This is a genomic window from Nonomuraea sp. NPDC050310 (genome assembly GCF_040655795.1).
Lineage (GTDB): Bacteria > Actinomycetota > Actinomycetes > Streptosporangiales > Streptosporangiaceae > Nonomuraea.
The window spans coordinates 435,255-456,210 of sequence record NZ_JBFAKP010000001.1; the positions used below are offsets into that span (position 1 = coordinate 435,255).

A 20,956-nucleotide genomic window follows, 5' to 3' on the forward strand; every position below is an offset into this window, starting at 1 on the left:
GATTGCTTGACATCAAGATATCCGGTGGCGGGCTTCGCTGCGACAGCCCGGTATTCGATCATTTGCGGCTAGGCTCCCGAGTGAGACGAGGAGGCGCAGTGGAGATCGACTTCACGACCCCCAGCGTGGCCCGCATGTACGACTACTACCTCGGTGGCAAGGACCACCTGGAGGTGGACCGGGTCGCGGCCGAGCAGGTCCTGGAGACCTTCCCCGAGATCAAGACCATGGCGCGGGAGAACCGCGCCTTCCTGGGACGGGCCGTCCGGGTGATGCGCGAGGCCGGGATCGACCAGTTCCTCGACCTCGGCACCGGCCTGCCCGCCGCGGGCAACGTGCACGAGATCGCCGGCCCCGAGGCCAAGGTCGTCTACGTCGACCACGACCCGGTCGTGGCCGCGCACGGCCGCGCCCTGCTGGAGAACACCGGCGCGGTCCTGCTCCAGGAGGACGTACGGCAGGCGAAGACGGTCCTGGCGGAGGCCGCCCGGCACCTCGACTTCGACCGCCCGGTCGGCGTGCTGTTCATCGCGATCCTGCACTTCCTGCCTGAAGGCGCCCACGATCTGGTCGCGACCTTCCGCGAGCGGCTCGCCCCCGGCAGCTTCCTGGCCCTGACCCACGGCACCTGGGACGAGGAGGGCGACTACGACGGGGTGAACGTCTACAAGCGGACCAACGCCCCGCTCAGCGTCCGCACCCGCAAGGAGATCCTCGACTTCTTCGGCGACTTCGAGGTGCTCGAACCCGGCCTGGTGGACGTGCCGCAGTGGCGGCCGGAACTGCCCGAGCTGGCCGCCCAGATCGAGCGGCTGGGACTGTCGGCCGGAGTCGCCCGCAAGCCGTAAGTGATCTATGGGGTAGCTCTGGGTAGAACCTCCGGCACATGGAGTAGTCGGGGGGTCTCTCATGCGCGCACGGATCATGATCGTGGCCGTCGCCCTGGTGAGCGGATGCAGTTCACAGGTGGCGACACAGGCGGTTCCGCAACAGGACGCGGCGAAGGTCAAACAGGCCAAGGACGCGGCGGCGGCGAAGGCCGCTGCCGCCGCCGCGGCGAAGGTGAAGGCGAACGAGCTCGGGCAGATCCCGGTGCTCATGTATCACAGGATCGTCGACAAGCCGGGCAGTGACGACGACCGCACGCCGGCCAAGTTCAGGGCCGACCTGGACCGGCTGGCCGCCGACGGGTACGTGCCCATCACCGCGGCCGAGTACGTCACCGGGAAGATCGACATCCCGGCGGGCAAGCACCCGGTGGTGCTGACCTTCGACGACTCCTCGCCCTCCCAGCTCACGCTGGACGAGATGGGCGTGCCGAAGAAGGACACCGCCGTCGCCATCCTGCGCGAGGCGGCCGCCAAGCACCCCGGCTTCCGGCCGGTGGCGACCTTCTACGTGACCCGGGACATGTTCGGCAAGACCACCAGGGAGGAACAGGCCCAGACGCTGCTGTGGCTCAAGGACAACGGGTTCGACATCGGCAATCACACGCTCGACCACGTCAACCTGCGCACCCGCTCCCAGGACGAGGTGTCCAAGCAGCTCGGCTCGATCGGCAAGATGGTCGGCGACCTGGTGTCCCACAAGCCGGTCACGCTGGCGCTGCCGTACGGCAACCAGCCGCGCAAGCAGGCGTGGGCGCAGAAGGGCGACGGCTACGAGCACCAGGGCGTCTTCCTCGCCGGCTACACCCCGGCGCAGGCGCCTTTCAGCAAGAGCTACGACGCGCTCAACATCCCGCGGATCAAGGCGATGGACAAGAAGGGCGACTGCTCGCAGTTCTGCTCGACGGCGTGGCTCGACTGGCTCAAGGCCAACCCGGACATGCGCTACACCTCGGACGGCAACCCGGCGACGGTGGCCTTCCCCAAGTTCAAGGTGCCGTTCCTGCGCAAGACCTTCACCACCAAGGCCCTGGCCTACTAGCCCTGAGCCTGGACCTCGGCCGGGGTCCAGGCTCAGGTGAAGTGGATCCCGGCGGCGCGCAGGCGCTCGATCAGCGGCTCGCCCATCGCCGACGCGGTGGTGAGCTGCCCCGCGCGCTCCGGGGTCCGGTCGAAGGCCAGGCACAACGCCGACTCGGCGAGCATCTTCGCCGTCTCGTCGTAGCCCGCGTCGCCGCCGGACACCCGCGTCACCACCCGCTCGCCGCCGCCCCGGCCGACCAGCGTGGCCTCGAACCAGTGCCGGGCCCGCTGCTCGGGCGACGGCCCGGTGCCGCGCGGCAACCGCTTGGCCAGCCACTCCCGCGCCGGCGGCACCTGAGCCAGCGCCGCCACCCCGGCCGCGCCCGCCACCGCGGCCACCGCCTGCGGCAGCCGCTTGACCGCGTAGTACTGCCGGTAGGCGAAGTCCGGCCCGTACCGGTCCAGCAGCCGCGCCGACCGGCCCACGATCCGCACGTCGATCGTCGGCATCGGCAGCGCCCAGCCGCCCACGTGCCGCACCCCGCCGGGCCGCGAGCTCACCCGCCGGCCCTCCGGCACCGGATCGGCCGCCTTGCGCTGCCCGTGCGCCTCCACCATCTGCGGCACCCGCGACATCATCGCCAGCGCCGAGGCGAACGTCCCGCCCGACGCGCCCAGCTTGCCGCGCAGGAACCCGTCGATCCTGATCGGCACGTCCTCCGGCAGCCGGTTCACCGTGTTCAGGACGCCCAGGTCCCACGGGATCGAGTCGAACCCGCACGCGTGCACCAGCTTGGCCCCCGTGCTCGCCGCCAGCGCGTCGTAGCGCAGGTACATCCAGTCCACGAACTCCGGCTCGCCGGTCAGGTCCACGTAGTGCGTCCCCGCCTCCGCGCAGGCCCTCACCAGCGGCTCGCCGTACTCCAGGTACGGCCCCACCGTCGTGGCCACCACCCGGGTACGGCGAGCCAGCTCCCCGGGCTCCCGCGCGTCCGCCACCAGCACCGGCACCCCGAGCCCCAGCGCCTCCAGCTTCCCCCGATCCCGCCCGGCCACCGCCCACCGCACCTCAGGCCCAGCGGCCTTGGCCAGGTAGCGAGCGGTCAGGGCTCCGGTGAACCCGGTGGCGCCGAAGAGCACGATGTCGAACACCTGGCCAGGATGTCACTGGTAGTCGTTCAGGACCAGGGTGCCCGGCGCGGCCTCGTCGGGTCCGAAGGGCGTGCTCGTCCCGGTCGCCGGATCGAGCACCCAATGGCGGGTGGACCGGAGGACGACCAGCCGCGAGTGATCCAGCCAGCCCGCGACCTCGTCGGCCTGGAAGGTGTGGAGGACCTTGCCGGTGGCCAGATCGAGCACCACACCGGGAGCCGCCGCCCGCCGGCCGTCGGGGGAGATGCGGAGCGGTCCGGCGAGGCCGGACGGGATGGGCGTGGCTCCCATCCGCTTTCCGTCCGGCGAGTACTCGATCAGCTCGGCCCGGTGGAGGCGGCCGGGCTCGGCGGACCGGCGGGCGACGGTCAGCAGCACGCCGCGGCCCGTCCAGCCGTGGAAGACCGGGTCGGCGCCGACCTTGACCGTGCGGGAGCGCCCGCCGGCGACGGGCCGGAGGGTGAGCACCCTCTCGTAGAGGTGGGCCAGCGTCGTGCCGTCCGGGGAGACCGCGACTTTCCCGGACGGGTGCTCGCTCTTCTTGCCGCTGGTCAGGTCGTGCACGACGACCACACCCTGCTCCCACAACCCGACGAGGGCGAAGCGGCCGCTCAGCCGCAGGGAGTCGCCGCCGCCCGGCAGGGCCCAGTGGCGAGCCGCCGTGTCCGCCAGCCGCCAGGTCAGGCAGTCCCTGTCGATGAAGCCGTCCAGGCAGCCGGGGCGGTAGCCGTACCGGATGGGGCCGGCCTGCCGGTCGAGCTCGGCGACCTGGGACGTGCGCCGGCCCGGGGCGGGATCGCGGCCGGCGTCGGCGAGCGGGAGCAGGGACCAGGCCGCCGCGGCGGCGAGCAGCAGGGTCAGGACGAGGCGGCGGATCATGAGCGGATCTCGCGGTGCACGGTGTGGCGGGCGTAGTCGGCCGGCGCCCGCGAGAGCTTCCCGGAGGCCAGATCGAGGATGCGCAGGGTGTACCAGTCGCTGATGAGAGCGCGGTCCGGGCCGTCCCAGCCCCGGAAGTCGACCGAGGCGCCGGTGTCGAGCCGGTGCCGTGCGCGGACCTTGCCGGTGGCGACCTCCATCCGGGCGGCGTCGCCCCACCGGGTCAGCACGAACACCTCCTTGCCGCCGGGTACCAGCCAGGCGGGCTGGGACGGGTCGAAGGGCGCACGGGACACCACCCGGCCCTGGAAGTCGTAGGCGACGAGCTCGCCGTCGAGCGCGGTGCGCGGCGCGGTGAGGCCGACGACGGCCCGGTCGCTCAGGCCGACGACGCGCACGAGGCCGGGGATGGGCAGCTCCTTGCCCGAGGTCAGGTCGATCAGGTGGCCGGTGGTGGCGAGGTGCCGTCCGTCGGGCGAGAAGGCGGGCTCGCCGTCGCCCGGCAGGTCGCGAGCCGTGTCCTTGAGGAAGTCCCGCAGGACGAGGCGGCCGGTCGTCCGGTCCCGGTAGACCACGGCGGTTCCGTCCGGGTGGATCACGAAGGGGTCGGCGTCGGCCTCCGGCAGCGGGCGCCCGCCGTCCAGGACCCAGTGGGTGCAGCCGGCGTCCGAGCAGGCCTGGCGGGTGGCGTACTGCACGCCCATGTGGACCTGGGCGCCGGGCGTGGGCGCGGGCGGGATCAGCGCCACCGCCGGTGCGAGGACCAGGCCGGCGCTCGCCGGGATCCACCAGGGCCGCGAGCTCGGGCGGCCGGTCGCCGGGCGGGTGCCGATGAACAGCGCGACGAGCGAGAGCGCCGAGGCCGCGATGCCCGGGGCGGGTCCCAGCGGAGCCGCGCCGAGCGCCAGCCACACCGTGCTCACCCCGCCTCCGGTGGCCAGCACCTGGGCCGAACGGGCGCGGACGGCGGTCTCGTCGACGTACTCGTGCGCGGTGTGCAGGCGGCTCAGCAGGGACAGTACGGCGAGCAGCACCGCCAGCGCGGCGAACGCGCCGAGCCGGGCCGTGAGCTCCGCCGGGTCGAGGATGACCACGCGGACGAGGAGGCCCACGGTGACACCGAGGCAGACCGACCAGAAGGCGGTGGCGGCGGGCGAGAGCAGGGCCACCCGCGCGGGCGGCGTCCTCGGCCTCGCGCGGGCCAGGCGGTGTTCGGCCACCAGAACCCCGGCGAACCAGCCGAGCAGCAGTGGTGAGGCGTAGATCCCGAATTGCAGCGCGGAGACGACCGCGCCCGCCGTCAGCCCGACGCCGCGCCACAGCCGTGTGACGCGGAGGTAGTGCCAGACGCCGGGGGAGAAGAAGCCGGGCGGCAATCGCTGGAGCCTGGCGAAGCGCGCCAGGCGGGCGGGCTGCGGCTGATCCGGCTCGCTCTGCACCCACAGCAGTCCTGCGGCGGTTCCTACCACGAGTACCGCCGCTTCGTAGATCACGGGGGTTACGGTAGCAACGGCATAGTTTGTCGATCTAGCACGCCGAATTTCCGGATCGGAGCGGGAGTACGGGAGAAGCGGTACGCGCGGTGGACGGTCGCGGGGCTGGCGCTGACGGCTGTGGTCGCCGTCATGCCCTGGGTCAAGGGGCTGGTCGTGCCCCAGCTCTCCGTCGAACTGGTGCGGGAAGGGCCGGGCATGACGTGGGACACCGGCCAGCTCCTGCAGGTGGACGTGCGAGTGCGCAACGACGGCCCCCTGCCCGTCGAGCTGACCGCGGTCGGGAACTCGCTCACGGAGTTTCGCCTGCTGAACGCCGACTTCCCGGCCCGCATCGGTCCCGGCGAGGTGGTCGACGTCGGCCTCCGTTACGCCGGGCCCCACTGCCGGAAGTCCAGGCGGGTGCCGTTCCGCCTTGCGGCGACCGTCGGAACCTGGTGGGGAAGCACCACGATCGAAGCGAAGCCGGGCGAGGACGGCTCGGCGCTGTCGGCTTCGTCGGAGAACTGTGACGTCTCGAAGCGTTAACGAGTCCCTGTGAACTTCCTGAGCGTCGTAAAGTTTGCCTCGTCAGGCTTTGTGCAACGTGGGGATGACGAATGCCGCAGATCGCGCCGCTGGTGGCGAGCGATCCCGCAGAGCTGGGATCGTTCCGGCTGACCGGGCGCATCGGCGAAGGCGGCCAAGGGATCGTCTATCTGGGCGAGACCGCGCAAGGGGAGCGCGCGGCGATCAAGTTGCTGCACGTGAAGTTCACGGGTGACGCGATCGCCAGGTCGAGGTTCGCGCGGGAGTTGAAGGCCGCCCAGCGGGTGGGGTCGTTCTGCACGGCCGGGGTGATGGAGGCCGACCTCGAAGGGGACACGCCGTACATCGCCAGCGAGTACATCGACGGGCGGCCGCTGCGGGAGATCGTCGAGACCGACGGGCCGCTGCGCGGCAGGCAACTGGAGATGCTCGCGATCGGCACGGCGACGGCGCTGGTGGCGATCCACCAGGCGTCGATCGTGCACCGCGACTTCAAGCCGGACAACGTGCTGATCGCGGCGGACGGGCCGCGGGTGGTGGACTTCGGGATCGCCCGGATCATCGACTCGACGGGCACGATCACGAGCCGGGCGATCGGGACGCCGGCCTACATGGCGCCGGAGCAGATCTCCGGCGACGAGGTCGGCCCGTACACCGACGTGTTCGCCTGGGGCGCGACGATCGCGTACGCGGCGACCGGGCAGGCGGTGTTCGAGGGCGGGTCGATCGCGGTCGTGCTGAACCGCATCCTCAACCACGAGGTCGACGTCAGCGCCATGCCCGAGCCGTTGCGCGGCGCCGTACGGGACGCGCTGGCCAAGGAGGCGGATCGGCGGCCGACGGCGGACCAGATCCTGCTGCGGCTGCTGGGCCGGCCGGACGCGGCCGGGGCGTCGAAGGCGGTGCTGAGCCAGGCCGCGGTGCTGGTCAGCGACGACACGGCGCCGTTCCCCCGGCAGCGGGCGACCGTGGCCGAGTCGACGGCGCCCCAGGGCTCCACCGCTCAGGGCCCGGCGTCCCCCTCGCCGGGGCCGACCACTCCGGGGGCCACGTTCCAGGAGCCCACGGCCCCGCCGCAGCCGGCCCACGTGCAGTCGCTGCTGGACGTGCCCGTGCCGGCGGACCCGGCGACGGAGCGGTCGCAGTGGCCGGTACAGGCGCCCGTCACGCGCCGCAGGAAGGGCCCGTGGATCGGGCTCGGCCTGGTCCTGGCGCTGGTGGCGGCGGCCGTGGTGGCACTGGCGATGAACGGCGGGCTGCCGCTGATGTTCGGCGCCGAGGCGGGCGAGCAGCCCACGCAGGAGCCGACCACGGGCGGCAAGGGCGGAAAGATCCCGGCCGCGCTGGCCGACCGGGTGGCGAAGACCGGGAAGATCGTGATCGGCGTCAAGGCCGACCTGCCCGGCCTCAGCCTGGAGGACCCGAAGTCGGGCACCTTCACCGGCATGGAGGTCGAACTCGCCCGCCGCATCGCCACCGAACTCGGCGCCACGCCCGAAGGCATCACCTTCGTGCCGGTCGCCCGCGCCGAACGCGCCAAGATGCTGGCCCGGGGCGACGTCGACATGGTGATCGCCACCTTCGTGCCGGACAAGAGCGAGCTCACCTTCGCCGGGCCGTACTACCTGGCCCACCACGACGTGCTCGTGCGCGCGGAAGGCGAGATCAGCGAGCTGCGCGACCTGGAGGGCAAGAACCTCTGCAACCCCAACAACAGCCCCTCGGTCTACAGCGTGCAGAGCCGGCTCAAGGGCGTGAAGCTGATCCCCGGCCGCGACTACGCCGACTGCATGGACCTGCTGCGCGCCGGCACCGTGCACGCCGTACCGGGCGAGGACCTGCTGCTGGCCGGGTTCGCGCAGCGGGAGGCGATCCAGTACGAGGTGCTGGGCCTGCGGCTGACCAACGAGCCCTACACCGTGGCCCTGCCGAAGAACGACGCGCGCACCTGCCGGGCCGTCCAGGGCATCATCGCCGGGCTCTACCGCGACGGCGAGATGGGCAAGCTGCTGAAGCAGTACTTCAACCGGGTGCGATTCGACCCCGAGGACAGGCAACCCACCCTGACCCCGTGCGGCTGACGGGCGGTAACATCCAACCGCAACCATCCATCCGCGAACGAGGGGACGCCCATGGGCACGCCCGTCAAGGTAACCGTCACCGGAGCCGCCGGCCAGATCGGCTATGCGCTGCTGTTCCGCATCGCCTCGGGTCAGCTCCTGGGGGCCGATGTCCCGGTCAAGCTGAGCCTGCTTGAGGTTCCCCAGGCGGTCAAGGCGGCCGAGGGCACCGCCATGGAGCTGGACGACTGCGCCTTCCCGCTGCTGTCCGGCATCGAGATCACCGACGACGCCAACGTCGCCTTCGACGGCGCCAACGTGGCGCTCCTCGTCGGCGCGATGCCGCGCAAGGCCGGCATGGAGCGCGGCGACCTGCTCTCCGCCAACGGCGGCATCTTCAAGCCGCAGGGCAAGGCGATCAACGACCACGCCGCGAGCGACATCCGCGTCCTGGTCGTCGGCAACCCCGCCAACACCAACGCCCTGATCGCGCAGCAGCACGCTCCCGACGTGCCCGCCGACCGCTTCACCGCGATGACCCGCCTCGACCACAACCGCGCGCTCTCCCAGCTCGCGGCCAAGCTCCAGGTGCCGGTCGCCGAGATCAAGAACATGACCATCTGGGGGAACCACTCCTCCACCCAGTACCCCGACCTGTTCCACACCGAGGTCGGCGGCAAGATCGCCGCCGAGCAGGTGGACGAGGCCTGGTACCGCGACACCTTCATCCCCACCGTCGCCAAGCGTGGCGCGGCGATCATCGACGCCCGTGGCGCCTCCTCGGCCGCCTCCGCGGCCAACGCGGCGATCGACCACGTGTACGACTGGGTCAACGGCACCGACTGGACCTCCGTGTCGCTGCCTTCCGACGGGTCGTACGGCGTGCCCGAGGGGCTGGTGTCGTCGTTCCCGTGCCGGTCTGTGGGTGGGAAGTGGGAGATCATCCAGGGGCTGGAGATCAACGAGTTCTCCCGTCAGCGGATCGACGCCTCGGTGGCCGAGCTGGCCGAGGAGCGGGACGCGGTGCGCGAGCTGGGGCTCATCTAGCCTCCCCTTCGTACCCTCGCACTCAACTGAACGGGACGCCCGGCACGCAGCCGGACGTCCCGTCTTTTCATCTCCTTACCGCCCAGGCACCTTCGCCGACCCCCCTCCCCCACCGCACAGGGTCATGCCCCGCCGCCCCAGCTCCTCGCCGCATTGGGAGGGAGGACCGGCGGACGCCCCTGTGCAGCGGCCAGCCCCCCGCCCACCTATGCGGCGAGATGTGGGTACGGCGGGGCATGACCCTGTGCGGCGGCCAGCCCCCGACCGCCTGTGCGGCGGGGTGTGGGTACGGCGGGGCGTGATCCTGTGCGGCGGCCAGCCGCCGACCACCTGTGCGGCGGGGTGTGGGTATGGCGGGGCGTGATCCTGTGCGGCGGCCAGCCCCCGACCACCTGTGCGGCGGGGTGTGGGTATGGCGGGGCGTGATCCTGTGCGGCGGGGAAGCCGGTGACTACCTCTGTGGCGGGCAGCCGGTGACCACCTGTGCGGGAGGATGTGGGGGCGGTGGGACGTTTCTTTGGCCCCACAAGCGTGTCGGAGATCAAGTTCTCCCAGGTCACCGCGTTGAATTGAACCATGAGGCGCTTTCTCGCCAGTCTGGTCGGACTTGTCGTGACAGTGGCGCCGGGGGTCGTTCGCGCCGAGGCGTGGGGCGGTGCGGACCTGTCCGTGCGGGTGACTCCGGAGCCCCGAGTGGCCCAGCCCGGGCAGCCCATCCTGTACCGCGTCACGGTACGCAACGCGGGCCCGGGCGACGCCGTGCTGCCGGTTCTACGGGTGACGATCCCCACCGGGGTGGACGTGGTGAACGTGAACGTGGCCACGTGCCGCCCCGGGCGGACGGTGAACGAGGTGGTCTGCCCGTCGCCGACGGACGTGCTCGCGGGAGGGTCGGGCGAGGTGCGCATCGGGGGTGTCGTCCAGGCCAAGGCGAAGGGGCCGCTACGGGCGACGGCGACGCTGACGTCCGAGGTGAAGGACGACAACGAGGCCGACAACACCCATGTGGCCAGCACGCCGGTGGACGAGGGCGCGGATCTGCGGCTCCGGTTGAGTCACGCAGGGCCGTACGAGCTGGAGGCCGAGGTGCGCAACCGCGGGCCGCGGGCGGCGCAGCGGGCTTTCGTGGCCTTCCGTACCGGTGCCGGGCGGTTCCTGTCGGCGACCGGGGCCGCCTGCCATCACCGGGCGGGGCACGTGTTGTGCCGGTTGCGGGAGATCGGCTCGGGCGGGGTGGCCCGGCTGCGGCTGGCGTTGCGCCCGTCGCGCCAGCCGGTGACGGCCAATGTGTACTCGACGCGGCTCGGCGACCGCCACCCGGCCAACAACGTCGCCCGCCTACGCCCCCGCCCCTGAGCAGCCCGCCTGAACCTACGCCCCGGCCCTGAGCAGCCCGCCTGAACCTACGCCCCGGCTTTGAGCAGCCTGCCGGTGAACCTACGCCCCGCCCCTGTGCCGTCGGCCTGAACCTTGGTGCCCCGGCACAGGCAGGGCCGGCTCAAAGCTTGGCGGCCGCGGTTACCGCGGGTTCGGGGCGGGTGCGGGCTGCCCAGCGGGCCACCGGGGGGACGGCGAGGCCGGCCAGGAGGAAGACGGCGCCGAACAGCAGCCACCCCGGCCACCCCCAGGCGATCAGCACGGTCGACAGCAGGGCCGGCGCCGCCACCGTCCCGAGCTGCTGCCCGGTGCCGTACATCCCCTGGTACTGCCCGAGCGCGTCGTCGGGCGCGAGCTCGTAGGACAGCCCCCACGAGCCCGCCGACTGGGTGAGCTCGCCGAAGACGTGCGACACCCCGCCGAGCGCCAGCACGCCGATCACGAGCCACCCGGAGGCGCCCGCCGCGAGGGCGAAGAGCACGCACGCGCCGGTCAGGTAGATCCCCGCCCACCGTTGCGCCCGCGCCGCCCCGGCGATGGTGTTCGAGCCCCGGCTGAAGCGCACCTGGAGCAGGATGCACGCGGCGGTGTTGATGAAGTTGATCACCGCGACCATGACCACGGGCGCGCCGATGTGGTCGATCCAGAGCGGCACGGCCACCTGGAGCATGCCGTGCTGCACGAACAGCACCGCGTTCAGGAGGGTGAGCACCGCGTAGGGCCGGTCGCGCAGCACCGCCCATTTCGGTCCGGTGCGCTCGGCGGTCCGGAGGGCGGGCGCGGCCTTGGGCACGCGGAGGATGAGCACCGCGCCGAGCAGGTAGCCGGCCGCTGCGCCGTACACCATGATCAGGTAGGCCGGGCGGGTGTCGACGGCGAGCGCGGCGGTGGCGGCCAGGCCGCCGACCGCCCAGCCGACGTTGGTGACCACCCGCAGGTACGCGCGGGCCGAGACCCGCTCCTCAGCCGGTACGGCGGAGCCCACCAGGGTGCTGCGCGAGGTGATCTCGGCCGCCTCGGCGAACCCGACGAGCGAGGCGACCACGACGAACCCGGTGAAGCCGGTCACGAAGGCGTAGCCGAGCAGGAGCACCCCGGTGAGCACGGAGGTCGCGAAGGCCATCGTCCGCGCCCCGACCACGTCGCAGAGCCGCCCGGCCGGGAGCCCGGCGCTCAGTCCCACGACGGCGGCGATCGACAGCCCGAGCCCCACCTCGGCGGCGGACAGGCCCACGGAGCGGCTGAAGTAGATGACGCTGACCGTCATGAACAGGCCGCGGCCGAGCGAGCGGGGGAGCAGCGCGAAGGTGAGTGCCCGGATCGGGCCGGGTTGGGGGAGCACGGCCACCGATGCTATCGGTCGTGCCTTTTCTCACTTTTGGGTGGTGCAGAGCTGGGGAGTCCGGGCCGGGGTGGTGACGGTGGTCGCGAAGACCACCCCGGCGGCGGCGACGCTGCTGCCGATCAGGATGAGGACGCCAAGGAGAAACATCGTGACCCTTGGTGAAAAGTTCCTCACATTTCGATATGACAGCACATATCCGGCCGGCGTGCCGGGCTTTCCGGAAAACCGGGCGGTCCAACACACGTCGGGCGTCGTGGAGGAGCCGGTCAGACGAGGGCGGTCCAGGCGTCGCGGACGATCTCCTCGATGCTGGAGTGCACCGGCTTCCACCCCAGCTCCCGCTGGATCTTGTCCGACGACGCGACCAGAATCGCCGGGTCGCCCTCCCGCCGCGGCCCGACCACCGCGGGGATCGGGTGGCCGGTCACCTCGCGGCAGACCTCGACGACCTGCTTGACCGAGAAGCCCGTCCCGTTGCCCAGGTTGTAGACCCGGTGCTCGCCGGGCGTGCAGGCCTGCAGCGCCAGCAGGTGCGCCTGGGCCAGGTCGGCGACGTGGATGTAGTCGCGCACGCAGGTGCCGTCCGGCGTCGGGTAGTCGGTGCCGAAGATCGACACGTCCTGCTTCTCGCCCGCGGCCACCTTCAGCACGTTGGGGATGAGGTGCGTCTCGATCGCGTGCCGCTCGCGGAAGGTCTGGTAGGCCCCGCCGACGTTGAAGTAGCGCAGGCTCACCGCGCCCAGCCCGTACAGCGCCGCGAAGGTGGTCAGCGCGGTGTCCACGGCCAGCTTGGAGGCGCCGTAGGGGTTGACCGGCCGGGTGGGCGCGCTCTCCAGGATCGGGCTCGACTCGGGGTTGCCGTAGACGGCGGCGGTGGAGGAGAAGACGATCCGGTCGACGCCCGCGCCGCGCATGGCGTCGAGCAGCTTGAGGGTGCCGCCGAGGTTGTTCGCCCAATACCGCTCAGGAAACTCCACCGACTCGCCGACCAGCGACTTGGCGGCGAAATGCAGGACCGCTTCGACACCGTCCAGCGGAGGCTCGCCGATGTCGCCCTCGACGAAGCGCGCGCCCGCCGGAACCGCGTCCGCGTGGCCGGTGGACAGGTCGTCGAGCACGGTCACGTCGTGGCCGGCTTCGAGGAGCTGAGCGGCCACGACGCTGCCGATGTACCCGGCGCCACCGGTGACCAGGAGTCGCATGTTCACCTCTGTTGGAATTAGTTGGAAATTGTAGGGCTGCCTTCAGCATACGCCGCCCGAGTACGCTGGCACCGCCGTGAACGTGCTGATCGCCAACATCGCTCTCGTCCTGCTCTTCATTCTGGTGGGCGGGTACTTCGCCGCGGCCGAGATGGCCATGGTCTCGCTCCGCGAGTCCCAGGTCCGCAAGCTCAGCGAACGCGGTCGCCGTGGCGCCCGCGTGGCTAGGCTCGCCCGCGACCCCAACCGCTTCCTGTCGGCCGTGCAGATCGGGGTGACCTTCGCGACCATGCTCTCGGCCGCCTTCGGCGCCGACCGCTTCGCGACCCAGCTCCAGCCGCTGCTCGTGCAGTGGAACGTCCCGGTCGCCCTGGCTCCGGCGCTCGCGCTGGTCCTGGTCACGCTGGCCATCTCCTACGTCTCGCTCGTGCTCGGCGAGCTGGCGCCCAAGCGGCTGGCCCGGCAGCGGGCCGAGGGCTTCGCGTTGTTCTCCGCGCCGCTGCTCGACCGGATCGCCACCCTGTCGCGCCCGGTGATCTGGGCGCTGTCGAAGTCCACCGACGGGGTGGTGCGGCTGCTGGGCGGCAACCCGGAGGCCGACCGGGAGAAGATGACCACCGAGGAACTGCGCGACATGGTCGTCGGGCACGCCGAGCTCACCGCCGACGAGCGGCACCTCATCGCCGAGGTCTTCGCCGCCGGCAAGCGGCAGTTGCGCGAGGTGATGCTGCCCCGCACCGAGGTCGAGTTCATGGAGGCCGACACTCCTCTGGCCGAGGCGGCGGTGCTGGCCGCCGCGATGCCGCACTCCCGCTTCCCCGTCTACCGCGAGTCATACGACGAGATCCTCGGCTTCGTGCACGTGCGCGACCTGCTCGACCCGGTGCTGACCGGGCGGATCGAGCCGATCCACGAGCTGGTGCCGATCCGGCCGGTCAAGCTGGTGCCCTCCTCCAAGCGGGTGCTGTCCACGCTGTCCGAGATGCGCGGCGAGGGGCATCACCTGGCCATCGTGGTCGACGAGTACGGCGGGACCGCCGGCATCGTCACGCTGGAGGATCTCGTCGAGGAACTGGTCGGCGACATCCGCGACGAGTACGACTCCGAGGACGACACGGTCCGGCTGCCCGGCGAGATCGAGATCGACGGGCTGACCAACCTCAACGACTTCGCCAGCGAGACCGGGATCCGGCTCCCGGACGGGCCGTACGAGACCCTCGGAGGCTTCGTCATGGCCGTCCTGGGACACGTGCCGGCCCTCGGCGAACAGGTGGAGATCCCGGGCTTCCGGATGACCGTCACCGACCTCGACGGGCGGCGCGTGGCCCGCGTCCACGTCAAGCGCCACACCGTGATCGAGTCGCCGCCGCCCCCGGAAAGCTGACACAATTGCGGGCTATGGCCAGACCTCGTGTTCTCTCCGGCATCCAGCCCACGGCAGACTCCTTCCACCTGGGCAACTACCTGGGTGCGGTGCGTCAGTGGGTCACGCTGCAGGAGACGCACGACGCGTTCTACTGCGTGGTCGACCTGCACGCCATCACCGTGCCCACCGACCCGGCCGACCTGCGCCGCCGTACCCGGGTGGCGGCCGCGCAGCTCTTCGCCGCCGGGCTCGACCCCGAGCGCTCCACCGTCTTCATCCAGTCGCACGTGCGCGAGCACGCCGAATTGGCCTGGGTGATGAACTGCCTCACCGGGATGGGCGAGGCCGGGCGCATGACGCAGTTCAAGGACAAGTCCGCCCGTTTCGGCGAGAGCGCGGCCAGCGTCGGGTTGTTCACCTACCCGATCCTGCAGGCCGCCGACATCCTGCTGTACCAGGCCGACAGCGTGCCCGTCGGCGCCGATCAGAAGCAGCACCTGGAGCTCACCCGCGACCTCGGGCAGCGCTTCAACCACCGCTTCGGCGACACCTTCACGCTGCCCGAGCCGTACATCCTGAAGGAGGTCGAGAAGATCACCGACCTCCAGGACCCGACCGCCAAGATGTCGAAGTCGTCCTCCTCCCCGGCGGGCATCCTCGACGTGCTGGAGCAGCCCGGCCCGCTGCGCAAGAAGGTCATGCGCGCGGTCACCGACACCGGCTCCGAGGTGCTCTTCGACGAGACCAACAAGCCGGGCATCTCCAACCTGCTGCGCATCCAGTCGGCGCTGACCGGCACGGCCATCCCCGACCTGGTCGCGCGGTACGAGGGCCAGGGCTACGGCACCTTCAAGAAGGACGTCGCCGAGGCCGTGGTCGAGGCCTTCTCGCCGATCCGCGAGCGCACCGAGAAGCTGCTGGCCGACGAGGCCGAGCTCGACCGGCTGCTCGCCGTCGGCGCCGGCCGGGCCCGTACGGTCGCCCGGCAGACGATGGAGCAGGTGCGCGACCGGGTCGGCTTCCTGCCCGCGCTTTGACGCGCGGGCCCCAATCATGACCCCCGGCTCCCGGCCCACCGGCGACCTGACGTCGGCCGCCCGCTCCGGCCTCCCGCCCACCGGTGGGGCGGGCGGGACGACGTCCGGGGGGAGCCTGCGCTTTCCCGCCGGCTCCCTGGTCATCCTCACCGGACTGCCGGGCGCCGGGAAGAGCACGCTGCTCCGGCGGCTGTACGGGCTGACCGGCCAGGAGGCCGGGCCGGTGGCGGCCGGCCCGACGCGCGTGATCGACTCCGGCCAGGCCCGGCTGCGCTGGGCCCGCACGCTGGCCTGGGCGCCCAAGCCGGTGCGCACCTTCGTGGTGCACTGCACCCATCTCAGCCGCATCGCGCGCAACCTCGCGGCCGGTCACTCGGTCGTCGCGCACAACCGCGGCACCTGGAGTCACATCCTGTACGGCTTCGCCTGGCTGGCCCGCCGGCACGGGCGCGAGTTCCACCTGATCATGCTGGACGTCGACGCGGCCACCGCCATGGAAGGCCAGCAGGTCCGGGGCCGGGTGGTGCCTCGCGCCACCTTCGACCGGCACGCCCAGCGCTGGCGGGTCCTGGTGCGGCGGGCGCGGGCCACCGGGGCGCTGGCCCCGGCGACCGGCGTCACCGTGCTCGACCGGGCGGGCGCCGACCGGGTGACCGAGTTGAGCTTCACCGGGCCGGGCGCCCCCGCTCAGCCGCCGACCGCGGCGTAGATCTTCTGGACCACCGCCGGGCTGCCGCCCTTGGGCGACCACTCGGTGGAGTTGACCAGGTAGACCAGCCGCAGCGCCAGGTCCTTGGTGGCGAACACCCCGCTGGCGTAGCCGGGCCGCTCGCCGACGTGTCCCCAGACGGTGATGCCGCCGGAGGTGGCCGACTGCAGCCCCATCCCCATGCAGGCTTTGGGTCCGGGGCAGCCCGGCCCGAAGGCGGGCACGTCGGGGATGGTGAACATGGCCGCCAGCTCCGCGCCCTTGACCACCTGGCCGCGGAACAGCGCCCGGATGAACCGGTCGAGGTCGGGCGCGTTGGAGATCATCTCGCCCGATCCCCAGGCCACCGACGGGTTCTGCCGGGTGACGTCGACCAGGCGCTCGCCGATCCGGACGTAGCCGCGGGTGTACGGCTCCGGCAGCCGGCTCGCCGTACCCGGCACCGACGTGGCCGCCAGCCGCAGCGGCTTGATGACGCGCTCGGTGATCACCTGCCCGTACGGCCGGCCGGTCGCCCGCTCGATGGCCTGCGCGGCCAGCATGTAGTCGGCGTTGTTGTACTGCTGCCGCGTCCCCGGCTCGAAGTCGAGCGGCGCGGCGAGCGCCGGCTTGAGCAGCTCGGCCGGGGTGTAGGTGTCGAAACGGTGTTTCAGGTACCAGCGCGGGTCGTCCACCCGCACACTGGCCCGCGACAGCCCGCTGGTGTGGGTCAGCAGGTGCCGCAGGGTGATCTGCTTGCCGTCCTTGGTCAGCACCGGGTCGTCGAGCCGGAGCGCGCCCTCGTGGACGAGCTGCAGGGCGGCAGCGGCGATGAAGGTCTTGGTGATGCTCCCGATCCGGAAGCGCGTGGACTTGGCGACCTTGGTGCGGGCGGTCACGTCCGCGTAGCCGGAGGTATGGGTCTGCCCGTTGACCCGGACGAGCGCGGCGGTCGCCGTCTCGTCGGGCAGGCCCTGGATGGCCTCCCTGATGGCGCCGGGGTCGGCGGGGGCGACGGCGAGTAAGAGCGCGAGCTTGATTTCGAGCAGCATGACCTGCTCTCCTTTTCCTTGGGAATCGTGTGCAGCGTTTCCGTTGGGGGCCGCCGGAGTTGCCGCTCGGGCGGCCCCGTCTCACATGCTCGGGAAGGCGATGAAGCGGGTGAGCACCTCCCGTCGCTCGTCGGCGTCTTCGGAGTCCTCGTGACGCGAGTAGCGCTCGATCAGCCGCAGGTACTCCTCGAAGAACTCCGCGAGTTCCGGCAGCGTCACCCGGATCCGCCCCCGCGAGTACGGCAGCGCGTCCCCCCACTCGCCCAGCTCGTCGCGGGCGGCCAGGAAGCGGCCGAGCGCCTCCTGGTCGCCGCTGCGCCAGAGCTCGTCGAGCTCGGTGAGCGCCGAGCGCATCGCGGGGTCCTGCTCGCTGTGCACCGGGAAGCGGAGGTTGCGGCGGGCCGTACGCCACCAGCGTTCCCGGCCGGGACGGCCGGTGAGCTCCTCGACGAAGCCGTGCTCGGCCAGGACGCGGAGGTTGTAGCTGGTGCCGCCGGTGGTCACGCCGAGTTTCCTGGCCAGCGTGGTCGCGGTGGCCTCGCCGTCGAGGGCGAGTTGCCGCAGGATGCGCTGGCGCAGCGGGTTGGCCAGCGCCTTGGCTGAGCCCAGGTCGGCGTACTCGGTCACCTTTGCACGATAAGTCATGCATCATTTATCGTGCAAGCCTCCGGTGAGCACTTGGAGGACGGGGCGGACCGCCGCCGCCGGGTCGTCGCCGAGCTCGGCCGGGAGCGCCCCGCTGAGCCACAGTTCGGCGAAGCCGTGCGCCATCGACCAGGCGGCCAGCGAGGTGGTCCGGCCCTGGACGCCGCCGGTGGGCAGCGTGCGGGCGCCCCGGGCCAGGATCTGCCCGGCCCGGTCGCGGGCCGCGGCGACCTCGGGCGCGGCGCGGTCGTACAGTTCGGGACGGAACATCACCTCGAAGTGCGCCCGGTGCGCCACCGCGAAACGCACGTAGGCGACCCCCACGTCCAGGAAATCCGCCCCGGCCTCGGCCAGCGTGTCGGCGAAGAGCTCGAAGCCCTCGGCGGCGATGGCGGTGAGCAGGCCGGCCTTGTCGCCGAAGTGATGGGCCGGAGCCGCGTGCGAGACCCCGGCGCGGCGGGCCAGTTCGCGCAGGCTCCAGGTGGCGGTGCCGCTCTCGCCGATCGCCTCGACGGCGGCCTCCAGGATCGCCCGGCGGAGGTTGCCGTGGTGATAGCTGCGGGTGCTGATCGTTCTCACTCCTCGCGCTCGAATCTTGTCGTTGACAAGTTTAGCCATGGCGTGGCATCTTGTCAGTGACAAGATAAGACTGGAGAGGATGGAACCGATGCCCACGATTCCCTGGATCAAGGTGAACGACGCCGAGGCCGGCGGCGAGATGACGGTCATGGCCTCCCGGTTCGAGGTGCGCTCGATCTGGCAGGTGCCGGGCTTCTTCGTGACCTCCATGCGGTTGTGGCGGCAGGCGCTGCGCTCGCCGGGGGCGATCGGCGTGTCATTGAAGGCGCAGCCCGGACGCCGGATCTTCTGGACGTTGTCGAGCTGGACCGACAAGCAGGCGATCCACCGCTACGCGGCCACCGAGCCGCACCGCTCGGGGATGCGGAGCAAGCGCGGGGTGATGAAGGAGTCGACCTTCGTCTTCTGGACCGCACCGGCCGACTCGGCCGAGGTGGCGTGGGCGGAGGCCGAGGCGCGCATCGCCGCGGAACGGGCCTCGGGACCGTCGGCCTGAGCCCCAGAACGGAGGGTTCGCGGGCGCAATCATGGTCATTTCCCGGTGATCACACGGGAACCCAGTGGTCGTGGGGGTCTACACGACGAATCTGGCCATCGCGCTGATCATGGCGCCGTTCTTCATCGTGCTCGGCGCCCTGCCCTTCGTGGCCGGGCAGTACCGCCGGTTCGGCCGGGTGGGCGGCTGGTCGGGCCTGGTGGCGGCGGCCATGGTGCTCTACGTCTGCGCGGTGGTGGCCTTCACGCTGTTCCCCCTGCCCGAAATCAGTGACCCGGTGGAGTTCTGCCGGGCCCGGCAGCAGCTCGCCCACCCGCAACTGCGGCCGCTCGCCTCGCTCGACGACATCGTGCGGGCCGCCACACCCGCGCTCCGCAAGCAGGCCTTCCAGCAGGTCTTCTTCAACTTCGTGCTGTTCGTGCCGCTGGGCTTCTTCCTGCGCTACCGCTACCGGCGCGGGTTCTGGCTCACCGTGCTCGCCGGGTTCGTGCTCTCGCTGACCGTCGAGCTCACCCAGCTCACCGGGGACTGGGGGCTCTACCCCTGCGCCTACCGGCTGTTCGACGTGGACGACCTGATCACCAACACCGGGGGCGCGGCGATCGGCTGGCTGCTGGCCGTACCGCTGGCGAAGGTGTTGCCGTCGGCGTGGCCGCGGCCGAGCGCGGACCTCGGCCCGCCCGGGGTGACCCGCCGGGTGCTGGGCGACCTGCTGGACTTCGCGGTGTGGTGGTTCACCGCGACGACGGCGTGGATCGTGCTGGCGATCTGGCAGCAGCTCACCGCGCACGCCTGGGCCGAGTTCTGGAGCGACGTGGTGCTGTACGCCATCGGCCTGCTGCTCCTGCTGGTGCTGCCGCTGGTCCGGCGCGACCGGTCGGGGCCGGGCCGGGCGGCGCTGCACCTGGCCGTGGTGGACGCGCGCACCGGACGGCCGGCGAGCCGCGGCGCGGTGCTCGGCCGCTTCCTGATCTTCCCGTTGCCCTTGGTGGTGCTGTCGGCCCTGGAGAGTCCGCTGTCGGTCCTGGGGCTGGCGGTGGCACACTTGGTCGTCGTCCTGGCCCGGCGCGACCGCAGGAGCATCGCCGGCCTCGCGACCGGTACGACCACGGCCACGAGGGCAGCAGTGCGAAGAGAAGAAGCCGGGAGAGAGCCATGCCACGCCTGATGGAGCGCCTGGACGCGGCCCGAGCGCGCGGGCGCGGGCTGGTCGATCACTGGCGGGTGCGGCTGAGCTGGGTGGACCACCTGATCAGGACCGTGCAGCGCTACCAGTTCCAGAGCGGCGACCGGCTGGCCGGCGCGGTGACCTACTTCGCGTTCCTGTCGTTCTTCCCGCTGATCGTGCTGGCCTACTCGATCTTCGGCTACGTGCTGGCCGACGACCAGGCGCTCGTCGACCAGCTCACCGACGAGATCAAGAAGCAGCTCCCCGGGGTGGCCGACCAGCTCGACCTGCAGACCATCGCCGCCTCCAAGGCCAGCGCCGGGATCATCGGCCTGCTCGGTCTGCTCTACGCCGGGCTCGGCGCGGTCGACGCCCTGCGGGGCGCGCTGCGCGAGATGTACATGACGACCACGCCGCCGCTCAACTTCTTCCTCGGCAAGCTGCGTGACCTGGCTTCGCTGATCATGGTCGGCGTCACGATCCTGGTCTCGGCCGCGGTCGCCGGGGCCGCCAGCCAGGCCACCGAGTTCGTGGCCGACCTGCTGGGACTGGCCGACCACTCGCCGGGCGAGGAGCGGGCGATCTGGTTCACCGGCGTGCTGGCCTCGGGGGCGGCCGACTGGCTGATGTTCATGATCGTGCTGGGCTGGATCGCGCGGCCCGTGCAGCCGCTGCGCGTCATCGCGCGGGGCGCGCTGCTCGGGGCGATCGGGTTCGGGCTGCTCAAGCAGCTCGCGTCGCTGCTGCTCGGGCACACCCTGACCAACCCGCTCTACGGGGCGTTCACGGTGATGGTCGGGTTGCTGCTGTGGATCAACTTCTCGGCGCGGCTGACCCTGTACGTCGCCGCGTGGACGGCCACGGCGGGCCTGCCGCCGCCGCCCTCGCCGGCGCCCATGCCCGAGTCAGGACCGCGTCCGTGAGCCCGTCGC

General features: G+C 71.7%; 20 protein-coding genes. 12 read left to right on the forward strand and 8 right to left on the reverse strand.

Annotated features, from left to right (window positions below; genetic code table 11):
• Positions 1 to 98: 98 nt before the first annotated feature.
• Both AB0I67_RS02210 and AB0I67_RS02215 read left to right on the forward strand, forming a co-directional pair.
• On the forward strand, positions 99 to 848 hold the full coding sequence (locus tag AB0I67_RS02210; protein WP_357916199.1) for an SAM-dependent methyltransferase: 750 nt from the start codon (positions 99 to 101) through the stop codon (positions 846 to 848).
• 61 nt (positions 849 to 909) lie between these two features.
• Positions 910 to 1,929: a polysaccharide deacetylase family protein gene (locus tag AB0I67_RS02215; protein WP_357916202.1), complete on the forward strand. Its 1,020-nt coding sequence runs from the start codon at positions 910 to 912 to the stop codon at positions 1,927 to 1,929.
• Between the two features lie 32 nt (positions 1,930 to 1,961).
• On the opposite strand, the gene AB0I67_RS02220 is transcribed toward AB0I67_RS02215, so the two are convergent.
• Genes AB0I67_RS02220 through AB0I67_RS02230 form a run of 3 tightly spaced genes read right to left on the reverse strand, consistent with a single transcriptional unit; the run spans position 1,962 to position 5,434 of the window.
• Positions 1,962 to 3,062, reverse strand: a complete 1,101-nt coding sequence (locus AB0I67_RS02220) for a saccharopine dehydrogenase NADP-binding domain-containing protein (protein ID WP_357916205.1) — start codon at positions 3,060 to 3,062, stop codon at positions 1,962 to 1,964.
• Positions 3,063 to 3,074: 12 nt separating this feature from the next.
• Positions 3,075 to 3,941 carry a hypothetical protein gene (locus tag AB0I67_RS02225; RefSeq protein ID WP_357916208.1) on the reverse strand — a complete coding sequence of 289 codons (867 nt, stop codon included), beginning with the start codon at positions 3,939 to 3,941 and terminating at the stop codon, positions 3,075 to 3,077.
• Positions 3,938 to 5,434: a hypothetical protein gene (locus tag AB0I67_RS02230; protein WP_357916211.1), complete on the reverse strand. Its 1,497-nt coding sequence runs from the start codon at positions 5,432 to 5,434 to the stop codon at positions 3,938 to 3,940. Before AB0I67_RS02230 ends, AB0I67_RS02225 begins: the two co-directional genes overlap by 4 nt.
• A 132-nt stretch (positions 5,435 to 5,566) precedes the next feature.
• Between AB0I67_RS02230 and AB0I67_RS02235 the strand changes: the two genes are divergently transcribed.
• From AB0I67_RS02235 to AB0I67_RS02250, 4 genes are all read left to right on the forward strand, one after another.
• Positions 5,567 to 5,962 (forward strand): hypothetical protein, encoded by a 396-nt coding sequence (locus AB0I67_RS02235; protein ID WP_357916214.1) that lies wholly within the window; start codon positions 5,567 to 5,569, stop codon positions 5,960 to 5,962.
• Between the two features lie 71 nt (positions 5,963 to 6,033).
• On the forward strand, positions 6,034 to 8,043 hold the full coding sequence (locus AB0I67_RS02240) for a transporter substrate-binding domain-containing protein (RefSeq protein ID WP_357916217.1): 2,010 nt from the start codon (positions 6,034 to 6,036) through the stop codon (positions 8,041 to 8,043).
• A gap of 51 nt (positions 8,044 to 8,094) precedes the next feature.
• Positions 8,095 to 9,069 carry a malate dehydrogenase gene (locus AB0I67_RS02245; RefSeq protein ID WP_357916220.1) on the forward strand — a complete coding sequence of 325 codons (975 nt, stop codon included), beginning with the start codon at positions 8,095 to 8,097 and terminating at the stop codon, positions 9,067 to 9,069.
• 576 nt (positions 9,070 to 9,645) lie between these two features.
• On the forward strand, positions 9,646 to 10,425 hold the full coding sequence (locus AB0I67_RS02250) for a hypothetical protein (protein ID WP_357916222.1): 780 nt from the start codon (positions 9,646 to 9,648) through the stop codon (positions 10,423 to 10,425).
• Positions 10,426 to 10,567: 142 nt separating this feature from the next.
• On the opposite strand, the gene AB0I67_RS02255 is transcribed toward AB0I67_RS02250, so the two are convergent.
• Both AB0I67_RS02255 and galE read right to left on the reverse strand, forming a co-directional pair.
• Positions 10,568 to 11,788, reverse strand: a complete 1,221-nt coding sequence (locus tag AB0I67_RS02255; protein WP_357916224.1) for an MFS transporter — start codon at positions 11,786 to 11,788, stop codon at positions 10,568 to 10,570.
• 269 nt (positions 11,789 to 12,057) lie between these two features.
• On the reverse strand, positions 12,058 to 12,993 hold the full coding sequence (galE, locus tag AB0I67_RS02260) for a UDP-glucose 4-epimerase GalE (RefSeq protein ID WP_357916226.1): 936 nt from the start codon (positions 12,991 to 12,993) through the stop codon (positions 12,058 to 12,060).
• A 76-nt stretch (positions 12,994 to 13,069) separates the two neighbouring features.
• Here galE and AB0I67_RS02265 point away from each other — a divergent pair, with 76 nt between their 5' ends.
• From AB0I67_RS02265 to AB0I67_RS02275, 3 genes are read left to right on the forward strand one after another with little or no spacing between them, the layout of a single operon-like run.
• Positions 13,070 to 14,377, forward strand: a complete 1,308-nt coding sequence (locus tag AB0I67_RS02265) for a hemolysin family protein (RefSeq protein ID WP_357916228.1) — start codon at positions 13,070 to 13,072, stop codon at positions 14,375 to 14,377.
• Between the two features lie 14 nt (positions 14,378 to 14,391).
• On the forward strand, positions 14,392 to 15,396 hold the full coding sequence (gene trpS, locus AB0I67_RS02270) for a tryptophan--tRNA ligase (RefSeq protein ID WP_357916231.1): 1,005 nt from the start codon (positions 14,392 to 14,394) through the stop codon (positions 15,394 to 15,396).
• A 16-nt stretch (positions 15,397 to 15,412) separates the two neighbouring features.
• Positions 15,413 to 16,105, forward strand: coding sequence for an AAA family ATPase (locus AB0I67_RS02275; protein ID WP_357916233.1), 693 nt, complete (start codon positions 15,413 to 15,415; stop codon positions 16,103 to 16,105).
• On the opposite strand, the gene AB0I67_RS02280 is transcribed toward AB0I67_RS02275, so the two are convergent.
• The 3 genes from AB0I67_RS02280 to AB0I67_RS02290 form a co-directional block, all read right to left on the reverse strand.
• Entirely contained in the window at positions 16,084 to 17,136 is a 1,053-nt protein-coding gene (locus AB0I67_RS02280) for a serine hydrolase domain-containing protein (RefSeq protein ID WP_357916236.1), read from the reverse strand. The two genes, AB0I67_RS02275 and AB0I67_RS02280, sit on opposite strands and share 22 nt — an antisense overlap.
• Positions 17,137 to 17,217: 81 nt before the next feature.
• The gene (locus AB0I67_RS02285) at positions 17,218 to 17,781 is read right to left on the reverse strand and encodes a helix-turn-helix domain-containing protein (protein WP_357916239.1); all 564 of its coding nucleotides are present in this window, start codon (positions 17,779 to 17,781) and stop codon (positions 17,218 to 17,220) included.
• Positions 17,782 to 17,784: 3 nt separating this feature from the next.
• Positions 17,785 to 18,360 (reverse strand): TetR/AcrR family transcriptional regulator, encoded by a 576-nt coding sequence (locus AB0I67_RS02290; protein WP_357916242.1) that lies wholly within the window; start codon positions 18,358 to 18,360, stop codon positions 17,785 to 17,787.
• 88 nt (positions 18,361 to 18,448) lie between these two features.
• Between AB0I67_RS02290 and AB0I67_RS02295 the strand changes: the two genes are divergently transcribed.
• The 3 genes from AB0I67_RS02295 (at position 18,449) to AB0I67_RS02305 (ending at position 20,947) form a co-directional block, all read left to right on the forward strand.
• A complete protein-coding gene (locus tag AB0I67_RS02295; protein WP_357916245.1) occupies positions 18,449 to 18,856 on the forward strand; it encodes a DUF3291 domain-containing protein in 408 nt (135 codons plus the stop codon).
• Between the two features lie 70 nt (positions 18,857 to 18,926).
• Positions 18,927 to 20,024: a VanZ family protein gene (locus AB0I67_RS02300; protein WP_357916248.1), complete on the forward strand. Its 1,098-nt coding sequence runs from the start codon at positions 18,927 to 18,929 to the stop codon at positions 20,022 to 20,024.
• Positions 20,012 to 20,947, forward strand: coding sequence for a YihY/virulence factor BrkB family protein (locus AB0I67_RS02305; RefSeq protein ID WP_357916251.1), 936 nt, complete (start codon positions 20,012 to 20,014; stop codon positions 20,945 to 20,947). The genes AB0I67_RS02300 and AB0I67_RS02305 overlap by 13 nt, the downstream gene beginning before the upstream one ends.
• Positions 20,948 to 20,956: the final 9 nt, after the last annotated feature.

Bases quoted from the DNA above. Each gene is read 5' to 3' on its own strand.
- AB0I67_RS02215 (WP_357916202.1), top strand. From the start codon at position 910: ATGCGCGCACGGATCATGATCGTGGCCGTCGCCCTGGTGAGCGGATGC.
- galE (WP_357916226.1), bottom strand. From the start codon at position 12,993: ATGCGACTCCTGGTCACCGGTGGCGCCGGGTACATCGGCAGCGTCGTG.
- AB0I67_RS02225 (WP_357916208.1), bottom strand. From the start codon at position 3,941: ATGATCCGCCGCCTCGTCCTGACCCTGCTGCTCGCCGCCGCGGCGGCC.
- AB0I67_RS02280 (WP_357916236.1), bottom strand. From the start codon at position 17,136: ATGCTGCTCGAAATCAAGCTCGCGCTCTTACTCGCCGTCGCCCCCGCC.
- AB0I67_RS02250 (WP_357916222.1), top strand. From the start codon at position 9,646: ATGAGGCGCTTTCTCGCCAGTCTGGTCGGACTTGTCGTGACAGTGGCG.
- trpS (WP_357916231.1), top strand. From the start codon at position 14,392: ATGGCCAGACCTCGTGTTCTCTCCGGCATCCAGCCCACGGCAGACTCC.
- AB0I67_RS02295 (WP_357916245.1), top strand. From the start codon at position 18,449: ATGCCCACGATTCCCTGGATCAAGGTGAACGACGCCGAGGCCGGCGGC.
- AB0I67_RS02235 (WP_357916214.1), top strand. From the start codon at position 5,567: ATGCCCTGGGTCAAGGGGCTGGTCGTGCCCCAGCTCTCCGTCGAACTG.
- AB0I67_RS02285 (WP_357916239.1), bottom strand. From the start codon at position 17,781: ATGACTTATCGTGCAAAGGTGACCGAGTACGCCGACCTGGGCTCAGCC.
- AB0I67_RS02240 (WP_357916217.1), top strand. From the start codon at position 6,034: ATGCCGCAGATCGCGCCGCTGGTGGCGAGCGATCCCGCAGAGCTGGGA.
- AB0I67_RS02305 (WP_357916251.1), top strand. From the start codon at position 20,012: ATGCCACGCCTGATGGAGCGCCTGGACGCGGCCCGAGCGCGCGGGCGC.
- AB0I67_RS02275 (WP_357916233.1), top strand. From the start codon at position 15,413: ATGACCCCCGGCTCCCGGCCCACCGGCGACCTGACGTCGGCCGCCCGC.
- AB0I67_RS02245 (WP_357916220.1), top strand. From the start codon at position 8,095: ATGGGCACGCCCGTCAAGGTAACCGTCACCGGAGCCGCCGGCCAGATC.